General features: G+C 63.6%; 11 protein-coding genes. 3 read left to right on the top strand and 8 right to left on the bottom strand.

Features of this window, described 5'->3' with window-relative positions; genetic code table 11:
• Positions 1-2: 2 nt before the first annotated feature.
• The 5 genes from M2394_RS28805 to M2394_RS28785 form a co-directional block, all read right to left on the bottom strand.
• Positions 3-3107, bottom strand: a complete 3105-nt coding sequence (locus M2394_RS28805; RefSeq protein WP_259175560.1) for an efflux RND transporter permease subunit — start codon at positions 3105-3107, stop codon at positions 3-5.
• Positions 3104-4330, bottom strand: coding sequence for an efflux RND transporter periplasmic adaptor subunit (locus M2394_RS28800; protein WP_259175559.1), 1227 nt, complete (start codon positions 4328-4330; stop codon positions 3104-3106). The genes M2394_RS28805 and M2394_RS28800 overlap by 4 nt, the downstream gene beginning before the upstream one ends.
• Positions 4323-5561 carry a TolC family protein gene (locus M2394_RS28795; RefSeq protein ID WP_259175558.1) on the bottom strand — a complete coding sequence of 413 codons (1239 nt, stop codon included), beginning with the start codon at positions 5559-5561 and terminating at the stop codon, positions 4323-4325. Before M2394_RS28795 ends, M2394_RS28800 begins: the two co-directional genes overlap by 8 nt.
• A gap of 95 nt (positions 5562-5656) precedes the next feature.
• Positions 5657-5995, bottom strand: a complete 339-nt coding sequence (locus tag M2394_RS28790) for a hypothetical protein (protein ID WP_259175557.1) — start codon at positions 5993-5995, stop codon at positions 5657-5659.
• A gap of 246 nt (positions 5996-6241) precedes the next feature.
• Positions 6242-7135: a hypothetical protein gene (locus M2394_RS28785; RefSeq protein WP_259175555.1), complete on the bottom strand. Its 894-nt coding sequence runs from the start codon at positions 7133-7135 to the stop codon at positions 6242-6244.
• Between the two features lie 436 nt (positions 7136-7571).
• On the opposite strand from M2394_RS28785, the gene M2394_RS28780 reads away from it, so the two are divergent.
• Both M2394_RS28780 and M2394_RS28775 read left to right on the top strand, forming a co-directional pair.
• Complete coding sequence (locus M2394_RS28780) at positions 7572-8255, top strand: response regulator transcription factor (RefSeq protein ID WP_003219726.1); 684 nt, start codon at positions 7572-7574, stop codon at positions 8253-8255.
• On the top strand, positions 8233-9624 hold the full coding sequence (locus M2394_RS28775) for a HAMP domain-containing sensor histidine kinase (protein ID WP_178924933.1): 1392 nt from the start codon (positions 8233-8235) through the stop codon (positions 9622-9624). The genes M2394_RS28780 and M2394_RS28775 overlap by 23 nt, the downstream gene beginning before the upstream one ends.
• A 137-nt stretch (positions 9625-9761) precedes the next feature.
• On the opposite strand, the gene M2394_RS28770 is transcribed toward M2394_RS28775, so the two are convergent.
• From M2394_RS28770 to M2394_RS28760, 3 genes are read right to left on the bottom strand one after another with little or no spacing between them, the layout of a single operon-like run.
• Positions 9762-10172, bottom strand: a complete 411-nt coding sequence (locus M2394_RS28770) for an SRPBCC family protein (RefSeq protein WP_178924935.1) — start codon at positions 10170-10172, stop codon at positions 9762-9764.
• A gap of 28 nt (positions 10173-10200) precedes the next feature.
• Complete coding sequence (locus tag M2394_RS28765) at positions 10201-10998, bottom strand: SDR family NAD(P)-dependent oxidoreductase (RefSeq protein WP_178924936.1); 798 nt, start codon at positions 10996-10998, stop codon at positions 10201-10203.
• Positions 10999-11014: 16 nt separating this feature from the next.
• Positions 11015-12019 (bottom strand): aldo/keto reductase, encoded by a 1005-nt coding sequence (locus tag M2394_RS28760; protein WP_178924938.1) that lies wholly within the window; start codon positions 12017-12019, stop codon positions 11015-11017.
• A 112-nt stretch (positions 12020-12131) separates the two neighbouring features.
• On the opposite strand from M2394_RS28760, the gene M2394_RS28755 reads away from it, so the two are divergent.
• Positions 12132-13025, top strand: coding sequence for a LysR substrate-binding domain-containing protein (locus M2394_RS28755; protein WP_259175537.1), 894 nt, complete (start codon positions 12132-12134; stop codon positions 13023-13025).
• Positions 13026-13049 lie beyond the last annotated feature (24 nt).

Raw genomic sequence — 13049 nt, 5'->3', positions numbered from 1 at the left:
GGTCAGTGTTTGGCTTTACGCATCAGGTAGTACGCCGCCGGGATGACGAACAGCGACAGCAACGGCGCCGTGAGCATCCCGCCAATCATCGGCGCCGCAATGCGGCTCATCACCTCACTGCCCGTACCGCCGCCCAGCAAAATCGGCAACAGCCCGGCGATGATCACCGCCACCGTCATCGCCTTGGGCCGCACCCGCAGCACCGCGCCTTCGCTGAGGGCGGCCAACAGGTTGCCGTCCTTGCGTTCGGCCCAGGCGTTTTTCAGGTACAGCAGCATGATCACGCCAAACTCCGCCGACACCCCCGCCAACGCGATAAACCCCACGCCCGTGGCCACCGACAGGTTGAAACCCAGCCAGTAGAGCAACCACACACCGCCCGTCAGGGCAAACGGCAGCGTCGCCAGAATCAACAGCGCTTCCTCCACCCGGCGAAAGGTCAGGTACAGCAGTACAAAAATGATCAGCAGCGTGGCCGGCACAACCAGCTTCAAACGCTGATTGGCGCGCTCCAGGAACTCGAACTGCCCCGAGTAACTCAAGCTCATCCCCGGTTGCAAATGCACCTGCGCGTTGATAGCCGTGCGTAGGTCTTTCACCACCGAGGCCAAGTCACGATCACGCACGTCGATGTACACCCAGCCCGAAGGCCGCGCGTTTTCACTCTTGAGCATCGGCGGGCCATCGTTGACCTGGATTTTTGCCACCGTGCCCAGGGTGATCTGGCTGCCCTTCGGTGTGTACACCGGCAGGTCCCGCAGCGCCTGCACCGAGTCGCGCCATTCCTTGGGGTAACGCAGGCTGATCGGGAAACGCGCCAGGCCTTCCACGGTCTCGCCGATGGTCTCGCCGCCCACCGCCCCCGACACAATCGACTGCACATCGGCGATGTTCAGCCCATATTGCGCGGCAGCGGCACGGTCAATGTCCACGTCGATGTAACGCCCGCCGGTCAAGCGTTCAGCCAGCGCCGAACTCACCCCCGGCACGCCTTTGGCGACCTTTTCCACGGCCTGGGTCACGGCGTCGATCTGCATCAGGTTGCTGCCCGCGACTTTCACGCCAATCGGGCTCTTGACCCCGGTGGCGAGCATGTCGATACGGTTGCGGATCGGCGGGATCCAGATGTTGGTCAGGCCCGGCACCTGCACCACACGGTCCAGCTCCTTGACCAGCGCATCCGGGGTCATGCCGGGGCGCCATTGGTCCCTGGGCTTGAACTCGATGGTGGTCTCGAACATCTCCAGCGGCGCCGGGTCGGTGGCGGTTTCGGCGCGCCCGGCCTTGCCGAACACGTGGGCGACTTCGGGCACGGTCTTGATCAGCCGGTCGGTGCGTTGCAGCAACTCGCCCGCCGTTTGCGTGGACAAGCCCGGCAACGCAGACGGCATGTACAACAAGTCGCCCTCGTCCAGCGGGGGCAGGAATTCCCCGCCCAGCTTCGACATCGGCCACAGCGCACTGGCGACCATCAGCAACGCCACCAGCAAGGTCATGCGTGGCCAACGCAGCACAGCGTCCAGGGCCGGTTGATAGAGCTTGATCAGGCCACGATTGAGCGGGTTGCGCTGCTCATCGGGAATGCGCCCACGAATCCAGTAGCCCATCAGCACCGGGATCAAGGTCACCGACAAACCGGCGGCCGCCGCCATGGCGTAGGTCTTGGTGTAGGCCAGCGGGCCGAACAGGCGGCCTTCCTGAGCCTGCAAGGTAAACACCGGAATGAACGACAAGGTGATGATCAACAGGCAGAAAAACAGCGCCGGGCCAACCTCCACCGCCGCCTCCGTCATTACCTTCCAATGCGCTTCACCTTTCAGGTCCCGTCCGGGATTGGCGTGGTGCCAGGCTTCGATTTTCTTATGGGCGTTCTCGATCATCACCACCGCCGCGTCCACCATCGCCCCGATGGCAATCGCGATGCCGCCCAGGGACATCAGATTGGCGTTGATGCCTTGGAAACGCATGACGATAAAGGCGATCAGCACCCCCACCGGCAACGAGATGATCGCCACCAGGGATGAGCGCAAGTGCCACAGGAAAATCCCGCACACCAGCGCCACCACCAGGAATTCTTCCAGCAGTTTGTGGCTGAGGTTGTCCACGGCGCGGTCGATGAGCTTGCTGCGATCATACGTGGTGACGATCTCCACGCCGGGCGGCAGGCTGGCTTTGAGCTGGTCGAGCTTGACCTTGACCGCCGCGATGGCTTCCCGCGCGTTCTTGCCGCTGCGCAGGATCACCACACTGCCCACCGCCTCGCCCTCGCCGTCCAACTCACTGATACCCCGACGCAGGTCCGGGCCCAACTGGATGTTCGCCACATCGCCGAGGGTGACTGGCACGTTGTTCGCGTCCAGGCGTAACGGAATGGCGCGGAAGTCAGCCAGGCTTTTCAGGTAGCCGGAGGCCCGCACCACGTATTCAGACTCGCCCAGGTTGAGCACCGAACCACCGGTTTCCTGGTTGGCCTTGTCGATGGCTTCCTTGACCTGCGCCTGGGTGATCCCGCGACTGGCCAGCGCCAGCGGGTCGAGCTGCACTTGGTACTGCTTGACCTGGCCGCCGATGGTCGCGACTTCCGCCACGTTGGGCAGGGTCTTGAGCTCGAACTTGAGGAACCAGTCCTGCAAGGCGCGCAATTGCGCCAGGTCATGCTGGCCGGTGCGATCTACCAAGGCGTACTGGTAGATCCATCCCACCCCCGTGGCGTCAGGCCCCAGCGAGGGTTTGGCCGACGCCGGCAGGCGCGCCTGCAACTGGCTGAGGTATTCCAGCACCCGCGAGCGCGCCCAGTACAGGTCGGTGCCTTCATCAAACAACACGTACACGTAGCTGTCGCCAAAGAACGAAAAACCGCGCACGGTCTTGGCCCCCGGCACTGAGAGCATGGTGGTGGTCATCGGGTACGTGACCTGGTTCTCGACAATCTGCGGCGCCTGGCCCGGGTACGGCGTGCGGATAATCACCTGCACATCCGAGAGGTCCGGCAAGGCGTCCACCGGGGTGTTCTGCACCGACCAGATGCCCCACGCGGTGATGAACAGCGTGGCGAGCAACACCAGGAAGCGGTTGGCCACCGACCAGCGAATCAACAAGGCAATCATGGCTGGGCTCCCGGCTGCATGTTCATCGCGGCTTCGGCGGGGGTCACGGTGATGCCCTTGAGACTGGCCTCCGAATCGAGCAGGAACTGCCCGGAGGCGACCACCTGCTGGCCTTCCTGCAAGCCGCTGACGACTGCGGTCTGGTCCTGGCTTTCAGCCCCCACGTGCACCTCGACGGGCCGGTAATGACCACCCTCCTCGGCCAGCATCACCAGCACCCGCTTGCCGGTGCGGATCAACGCTTCGCTGGGCACCTGCAGCACCGGTTGCGCGCTACTTTGCGCCAGGCTGACCTGGGCCGTCATGCCGGGGCGCAAGGTACCGTCGGGGTTGGGCAGCTCGACGCGAACCTGCAGGGTGCGGCTGTCCAGAGCTGCGGCCGGCAGGATCGCACTGACCGTGCCGGTAAGCGTTTTGCCCGGCAAACCGACAAAGCGGCTCTGCACGCTTTGCCCCACGTGCAAGGCAGCGCCCTGGGCTTCGGGCACAGCGACCTGCAACCACACGTGATCCAAGCCATTGAAACGCGCCAGGGTCTGCCCCGCCGCGACCGTCATGCCCTCGCGCACCTCCAGGGTCTGCAGCGCGCCATTCAACGGGCTGCTGACGGTCAACACCGACTGCACTTGGCCGCTGCGTTCCATCTGCGCGATCAACGTCGCCGGCATGCCACTCAGCCGCAGGCGTTGGCGAGCCGCGCCGATCAGGCTGCCCTCACCGCTGCGGCGCAGTGCCAGGAACTCCTCCTGGGCGGCTGCCCATTCGGGTACCAGAATGTCCGCCAACGGCGCCCCGGCCTTGAGCACGTCCCCCGGCGCCCGGGCGTACACACGCTCGACAAACCCCGCCGCCCGCGCCTGCAGCACCGCCACGTCACGGTCGTTGAACGCCAGGGTGCCCGATACGTCCAGCGTGGTGGTGAGTACACCCCGGGTCACCGGCGCCAGGCGCACCCCGATGTTCTGGGCCAGACGCGGGTCGATCTGCACCGCCGGCGTTGCCGCCGCTGCGCCACCGTCGGCGTAGCGCGGCACCAGTTGCATGTCCATGAAGGGCGACTTGCCGGGCTTGTCGAATTGCTGTTGCGGGTACATCGGGTCGTACCAATACAGCGCCTTTTTGTCGTCTTTAGCCGGTGCCGAAGCGGTGGGATGCAGCTGTGCCACCCCATAACCTGCGCCCAGCCCCAGCAGCACTAGCGCAGCCACGATTCGATTATTCATTGGCAGGTTCCCCATAGGCGAAATACAGCTGGGCGCCGACCAGGGCGCGTTGTTCCAAGGCATCAATCTGTTTGAAACGGGCTTCGACCAACTCACGGCGGGCGCCGACCACGCTCATCAGGTCAGCCTTGCCCGCCCGGTAACCGGCCAGGCTCAGGCGCACCTTTTCCTCGGCCAGCGGCACCAGGCTGTCCTGGCTGCGTTGCACCGCCCGGTCCAGGCGCTGGTATTGCGCCAGGTCGTCATCGAGCCTCTGCACATGCTCACGGGTGGCGGCTTCACGCTCGGCATCCAGCTGGTCCAATTCAGCCTGCTTGGCAGCGATGCCAGGGTTCTGGCGGCGGCCAGGAAAAATCGGCAGGTCAAAGGTAAACTGCACGTTGACCATGTCACCGAACTCACGGCCGCGATGGCCGTAATCGACTTCCCAACTCCAATCCGACGTCTTTTGCGCCTTGGCTTCCTGCAACCGCGCTTGGGCCTCGCGGGTACGCGGCGCGTAGGCTTGCAGCTCAGGGTGTTGGTGCAGGTTGTGGCTAAGGCCGTGGCTGTCGAGCGTCCAGTTGGGCAACGCACCGCTGGGGGCTTCATTGGCGGCCGGGCCGATCCAGCGCTTGAGGGCTGCACGGGCTTGGGCACGTTGCTCGGTCAGCTCGTCTTCGCGCCCGTTCAGGTCGGCGGCTTCCTGCCGGGGAATCACCGCATCGGACGCCTGGCCACGCCCACCCGCCAATTGCGCCCTTACGCTGTCTTGCAGCAGGCGGTTCTGCTGGTAGAACGCCGGGAACAGCGCTTGTTTTTGCTCCACCGCATAGGCGCGAATCCACGCCTGGGCGGTGGCCTGGCGCACGTTCAGGCGTTCGATCCGCCCTTCGGCCGCCGTGCGTTCGACGGTGGCATCGGCCAGCTCGACCCGTGCCTTGCGCTTGTCACGGCTGGGCACCTGCTGTTGGATGCCGATCATCTGTTGGGTCATGTCATCGCCATACAACGTGCCGCGATTGGGCCCGCCGATGGGGAAGTTCTGCAGGCCAACCACCAGCTTGGGGTCGGGTAACTCGCCGGCCGGGATCGCCGCCTGGGTCGCGGCGTGCAGCTTGGCCGACTCGGCCGTCAACGACGGCGCGTTGTTTTGCGCCAGGCGCAGGGCGTCATCCAGGGTCAGCGCGCTCGCCAACGCCGGCCACGCCAGCACGCCCATCATCAGGGCGCGCAGGTAGAGGGCATTCATGGTGAAGATTCCTGATCTGTTCCACTGCGCGCCGCGTTATGCGGCCCACAGCAAGGTCATCCCGAAAGCGGAATGAGGCTTGAGGTCAACAGGAATCAGGTACGGGGTGGGCGCCAGACGCCGGACGGCGTGCGGTCGGGGATGAAGTCCGAGGCGAAGTTTGCGGCCAGGGGATGGGCCAGGGTCAACGGCGCCTTGAGCACCGGCATCGACAATTGCAACAGGCCGCCGGTCTTGCATTCCTGGCCGGGTTTGCACGCCTTGCCGTGGTCGACGCCGCTCTGGCAGCAGTCGGGAGACATGTCGCTCATCAGGCGCATGTCGCTCATCTTCATCGGGCAAGGCTCGGTGCTCGACGGCACACCCGCCATCCCGGTGAGGGGAAGCGTGAGACTCAGCAGCATGACGAGGATGACACGTAGAAGGCGGCTCATGGGGCGCGAGTCTAGCCAAGCACGTGTTAAGCCGCCATTAACAAATGTGGGAGCGGGCTTGCTCGCGAAAGCGCCGTGTCAGCCAACTCATCAGTCGCTGACACACCGCATTCGCGAGCAAGCCCGCTCCCACAGGGGACCGAGCCAGGCTCGGGATCAGTGCATGAAGATCGCGATCAGGATGATGACCGGGATAGGCACACCGAGGAACCACAACAGTAATGAGCGCATGACGTTCTCCTTGAATTAACGTACGAAGTGTTCGGTTTCGACATACACCACGGCATCACGGCGGCGACCGCCGTAGGTGGCCGCGAAGCTGGCAAAGAACGCACCGATTAGCAGGGAAATGAAGGTCCACAGCGAGGTATAGGCGGCGACTTTTGCAGCGGTATCAGCAGCCTGCTTGGCTTTGAGCTTGGCGTCTTCCACGGCTTTGCGGGCGTCGCCATAGACTTTGTCGATACGCGCTTCGGCGTCGGCCTGGCTGAGGTTGGTGCGCTGGCTGATCAACTGGGCCAGGTAGGCGCGATCCTCTGGGGCCAGTTGGCCGTCGTTGGCGAGGGTACGGGTGAAGATGCGCGCGACCACGCCGTGGGCCGCGTCATCGCTGACGGCAACCGGGCGGTCGTCGCGGAACAGGCTGTCGACGTAGTAGCCGAAGTCATCGCCTTTCACCCCTTGGGCGGCACTGCCGACGGCTTGAGCTGCGCCCGAAGCCACACTCGCACCGGCTTTCACGCCGCCACCGACCACACTGCTGAGGGAGCCGACCACCAGCATCGCGGTCACCAGCGTGGCCACGGCCCAGGCCAGGAAACCGTGGGCGGTGTCGCGAAAGTACACCTCATCGCCGTGCATATTGGCCCACTTCACGCGTAACCGGCCGGCGATGTAGCCGCCCAGGCCCGACGCGACAATCTGGGTGAAGGCCAGCCAGACTATCGTGGAAATGCCAAGCCCCTTGGCGCTCATACCGCTGTCGGCCCACGGCGACACCGCCGAGAAACCCAGGCCAAAGCCCAGCAATACGAGGATCAGGGACAGTGCCGCCGCCGCAGCGGCCCCGGCAAAGATCGCCCCCCAGGAAACCCCGGAGCGCGTGCTCGACTCTTGCAGCGTGGATGAGGATGTGATCATTGTTGTTGTACTCCAGGCAGAAAAATAGTGTTACAAGTCTCAAAAGAGACAGTGCAGGCACCATGCCAGTCGTCGCAAAAATAAAATGTCTTGTTTTTCAATGCGTTAAATAACTTGAACTTCCTAGGACCGTGCAACTTGCAAGAACTGATCGATTGCGGCGGGCGTTATGCACTCCCGCCCCCCCTGTAGGGAGCCGGCTTGCCGGCGATCGCGGCCTCTGCCACAGCGCAAGGCTCAGGGGCCTCATCGCCGGCAAGCCGGCTCCTACGGGATTGTAGGGTGGGTTCTGTTATCGGTGGCTGGGTTTCCTGCCGGCCTGCAACATGAAAATGTGTCGGTTTTGCCAAGATGAAGTTTAATTTAGGAAGCGTTCAGGCATTTCTTGGCAAAATGGCCCCACTTCTGTCGTGTGAACCGCTCACCAGGTAATCCTATGACCCGTATTTTGACAATCGAGGATGACGCCGTAACAGCCCGCGAGATCGTCGCCGAGCTGAGTAGCCATGGACTGGATGTGGATTGGGTGGACAACGGCCGCGAAGGCCTGGTCCGTGCTGTCAGTGGTGATTACGATCTGATTACCCTCGACCGTATGCTGCCGGAACTCGATGGCCTGGCCATCGTGACCACCCTGCGCACCATCGGGGTGTCGACGCCGATCTTGATGATCAGCGCCCTCTCCGATGTCGACGAGCGGGTCCGTGGCCTGCGAGCCGGGGGCGACGACTACCTGACCAAGCCGTTCGCCTCCGACGAAATGGCGGCCCGCGTTGAAGTGCTGCTGCGCCGCAAAAGCACGGTGAAGGAGTTCGAGACCGCCCTGCGCGTGGCCGACCTGGAACTGAACCTGATCAGCCGCGAAGCCAGCCGCGCCGAGCAACCCCTGAGCCTGCTGCCCACCGAGTACAAATTGCTCGAATTCCTGATGCGCAACACCGGCCAGATCCTGTCGCGAATGATGATTTTCGAGGAAGTCTGGGGCTACCACTTCGACCCGGGCACCAACCTGATCGACGTGCACATCGGTCGCCTGCGCAAGAAAATCGATCCACCGGGCCTCACGCCGCTGATCCGCACGGTACGAGGCTCCGGCTATGTCATTGCTGAACCCCTCTAAGGGCTGGCGTTCTTCCAGCAGCCGCTTGCTGGCGCTCTACAGTTCGTTGTTCGTGGCGTGGAGCTGCATCCTCATGGGGGTGCTGTACTACGAAGTGTCGGGTTACCTGGGCGACCTGTCGCGCCACTCCCTGATGCAGCGCCAGCACCTGTTCCAGCGTTTCGACGGCGAAGAGCTGGTCGAAGCGCTGACCACCAGCATGACCTTCGACATGAAGGGCGTGGATGCCTACGGCCTGTTCGATGAACAGTTCCGCCCCTTGAGCGGGCCGATTCGTGCCGTGCCGCCGGACCTGCCGCTGGACGGCAAGATCCACGCCCTGGCCAATTGCGTCGACTCCGACGACCCGAAACTGCCCAAGGACAGCTGCGACGCCGTGGCCACCCACACCGAAGACGGCCGCTGGCTGGTGCTGGTGCGGGCCAACGGTTCGCTATTCGGCGTGACCCGGATCATCTGGCATGCGCTGTTGTGGGCGTTGTCCCTGACCATCATCCCCGGTGCGGCCGGCTGGCATCTGTTGCGCCGCCGCCCGCTGCGGCGTATCCGTGGGATCCAGGCGAGTGCCGAGGCCATCGTGGCAGGCGACCTCACCCATCGCCTGCCGCTGTCGAACCGACGTGATGAGCTGGACATGCTGGCGGCCATCGTCAACGCCATGCTCGACCGCATCGAGAAGCTGATGAACGAGGTCAAAGGCGTGTGCGACAACATCGCCCACGACCTGCGCACGCCGCTGACACGCCTGCGGGCGCAGTTATACCGCATCAAGCAGGAAGCTGAACAAGACTCGGGCTACGCGGTAAAACTCGATGACGCCATTGCCGAAACCGACACCCTGATGGCGCGCTTTCGCGGGCTGTTGCGCATCTCGGAGCTGGAAGACCACCAGCGCCGTTCAGGCTTCCTGGTGATGGACCCGTTGCCGCTGTTGCGCGAACTGCACGACTTCTACCTGCCGCTGGCCGAAGAAGGTGAATTGCAGCTGCGGCTTGAGGCGCCGGAGTCCCTGCCGTGGATCACCGGCGACCGCGCCCTGTTGTTCGAAGCCCTGGCCAACCTGCTGAGCAACTCGATCAAGTTCTCCCCACCCGGCGGCGAGGTGATTCTGCGCGGGGTCAATGATGCGGGCAGCACGCGCATCGAAGTGCACGACTCCGGCCCCGGCATACCGGTGGCGGAACGCGATGCGGTGTTCCAGCGCTTCTATCGCGTGGATGAAAGCGACCAGCAAGGCGGTTTCGGGTTGGGCTTGTCGATTGTGGCGGCGATCATCAACTTGCATGGGTTCAAGTTGGAGGTGGGCACCAGCGAGCAAGGCGGTGCCCGCCTGATTCTCGAGTGCCGCCAACAACTCATGCCCGAATAACACGAGCACCACACAACTCTGTGGGAGCTGGCTTGCCTGCGATAGCGGTGGATCAGTCAATCATTCCGGTGACTGATACACAGCTTTCGCAGGCAAGCCAGCTCCCACATTGGATTTGTGTTGTCTAGCGAGTCGGGTTAGAAGTTGGCGCGCAGGGCCTCAAGGCCGCCGCTGTAGACGCCGGCAAACAACTCTTCGACCGCCGCATCGGTGGTGCCCGCTACCGGGGTGAATACGCCGGACCAGGTCACCTTGGCCGACGCATCGGTCAAGGCCTCAACCTGCAAGGTCGCCAGGTACGCGCTCACCGGGAACGGCGATTGCTCGATGGTGTAGCTGTAGGTGCGAGCCACGTTGTCAAACGTCTGCAAGCGTTCGACCACCACCCCGCCGTCAGCGGTTTGCAAATGGCGTACGCGGCCGCCGTCACTTGGCTCGCTCTTGACGATGAACGGCAGCCAGTCCGGCAGCGCGTTGAAACCACCCACCAATTGCCAGACCTGATCGGCCGATACGGGTACTTCGATTACAGAAGAGGCTGTTGCCACAATAAATACTCCACACCATTAAAAGAATTCAGATCGCCATGCTGTCGACAACACCACCGTCGACCCGCAATGCCGCGCCTGTGGTTGCCGAAGACAGCGGTGAGGCAATGTACGCCACCAGGTTCGCCACTTCATCCACATTGGCCGCACGCTGGATGATCGACGTAGGGCGCGCCTGGCGCACAAACACGTCGGCCTCGTCCCGCGCACTGCGCCCCGACTTGGCGGTGGCGTCCTTGAGCATATGCTCCAGGCCATCGGTGAACGTCGGCCCCGGCAGCACCGCATTGACTGTCACCCCAGTACCGGCCAAGCGCTTGGCCAGGCCGTGGGACACCGCCAGGTTGGCGCTCTTGGTCACGCCGTAGTTGATCATGTCGGCCGGGGTCGCCACGCCGGACTCCGAGGACAGGAAAATCACCCGCCCCCAGCCCTGTTCGACCATGCCCGGCACATAGTGCCGCGCCAGGCGCACGCCGGAGATCACATTGACCTCATAGAAGCGCGTCCACTCACTGTCGGGCGCCTCGAAGAAGTCCACATCGTTGAAGATGCCCAGGTTGTTGACCAGGATGTCGGCGCGAGGTTCGGCGGCGAACAGCGTTTGCGCGCCCTCGGCCGTGCCCAGGTCGGCCACCAGGCCACGCAGGTCGGCGCCCGGTACCGCCTGGCGGATACTTGCGAGGGCCTCGTCGACCTTGCCCTTTTCACGCCCGATCACTACCACGGTTGCGCCGGACTGCGCCAGGGCCTGGCTGATACCCAGGCCGATCCCGGCGGTGCTGCCGCTGACAATGGCAACCTTTCCACTTACATCAATGTTCATCGCAAGATTCCTTGAGTTAGAGCGGCAGAGGTGCGCGGTCCGAAATCAATCGGGCGTCGCGCAGGGCCAGCCAGAAGGCTGCCGGAATGGTTTCTGACAACGCCGCGACGTCTTCGGCAATTCGCCCCGGACGACTGGCACCCGGAATTACAGCAGCCACGGCCGGATGCGCCAGGGAGAATTGCAGCGCAGCGGCTTTCACGCTGACGCCGAAGGCCTGGGCAATCGCCTTGATCTGCTCGACTTTACTGATGATCGCCGGGCTGGCTTTCTGGTATTCGAAGTGCGCGCCGCCGGCCAGGATGCCCGAGCTGTAAGGGCCGCCGACCACAAACTCGACGTTCTGTGCCAAGGCAGCGTCCATCAGGCGTTGCAGGGCGCGGTCGTGGTCCAGCAAGGTGTAGCGGCCGGCCAACAGAAAACCATCAGGCTGTGCCTCGCTCAGGTCCAGGGTCAATTCGCACGGTTCGACGCGGTTGACGCCCAGGCCCCAGGCCTTGATCACGCCCTCTTCACGCAAGCGGGTCAGCACCTTGAAGGCGCCGGTACGGGCCTGGTTGAAGTACTCCAGCCATTGGTCGCCGTAGAAGTCCTGGGCGATGTCGTGGATCCACACGATGTCCAGGCGATCAGTTTTCAGGCGGTTCAGGCTGTCTTCAATCGAGCGCAGCGTGGCGTCGGCGCTGTAGTCGTTGAGCATCTTGTTGGGGCGGCCGTGTTCAAACACGCCGCTCTTTTCGCCGAGGTCGCGAGTGCTTTCTTCGACTTCATCGAGAATCACCCGGCCCACTTTGGTACTGAGCACGAAGTCGTCGCGGTTGTACTGCGCCAGGGCCTGGCCCAGGCGGATCTCGGAAAGGCCCGAGCCGTAGAACGGCGCGGTGTCGAAGTAACGCACGCCTTGGTTCCAGGCCGCCTCGACGGTGGCCTGGGCCTCGTCCTCGGGAATGGCGCGGAACATGTTGCCCAGTGGTGCGGTGCCAAAGCCCAGTGGGCCGGGCAGTTTGTCTCTCAAGCTCATGGTGAATCCTCAATCGGTTCGTGGTCGCGGTGACCGTTGAGCAGATCCTAGATTGCCAAGATCTGACCGTCCAAGACATACTTCGACAGACTTGAGTCCCATGAGGTCTAACATGATCGACCTACGCCAGCTGCGCTACTTCGAAGTGGTCGCCGAAGAAGAACACGTCGGTCGCGCCGCCGAGCGCTTGCACATCTCCCAATCGCCGTTGAGCCGGCAGATCGCCCAGCTCGAAGAACGCCTGGGCCTGACCCTGTTCGAACGCAGCCAGCAGCGCATCCGCCTGACCCGCGATGGTCAGACCTTTCTGGCCGAAACCAAGGCGTTGCTCACCCATGCCAATCGCCTGGAATCCCTCGGCAAACGCCTGGGACGCGGTGAAGAAGGCGGCTTGTGCATCGGCTACATCGAGAACGCCATGCATGCCGGCGTGCTGCCCAATGCCTTGCGGGTACTGCGTGACGACCGCCCGACCGTGCACATCAAGCTGTACAACATGCCCTCCCTCGAACAGCTCGAAGGCCTGCGCCAACGCAGCCTGGATATTGCACTGGTGGGCGAACCACCGGCCGCCGATGACCCGGACCTGACCGCGCTGCAAGTATTGGACGACCCGATGTTGCTGGCCTTGCCCGAGCACCATCCCCTCGCCCACCAACAACCGCTGCTGCCCGAGCACCTGGCCGAGCAGCAGTGGATCGGCGTACAACGCAAACCCGGCGCCAGCCCTACCGATGACTTTGTAGCCGCCTGCATCCGCGCCGGTTTCACCCCACAGATTCCCATGGAGGCCAGCGAGCCGTTCACCGCCCTGGGCCTGGTGGCCTCGGGGCTGGGCGTGGCCATGGTGCAAAAAGGCCTGAGCCGCAACGCACCGCCCGGCGTGGTCTTGCGCGACCTGCCATGGCTGACCTACACCACCCCGCTGTGGGCAGCCTGGCACCGGATCAACCTGCGGCCATTGGTGGAAACCTTCCGCAAAGTGCTCACCGAACCCCAAGCCTGACGCCGTTCAAAACTGTGGGAGCGG

The sequence above is a fragment of the Pseudomonas sp. BIGb0164 genome (assembly GCF_024810135.1).
Classification (GTDB): Bacteria; Pseudomonadota; Gammaproteobacteria; order Pseudomonadales; family Pseudomonadaceae; genus Aquipseudomonas.
This window is presented reverse-complemented; position numbering and strand designations above follow the sequence as displayed.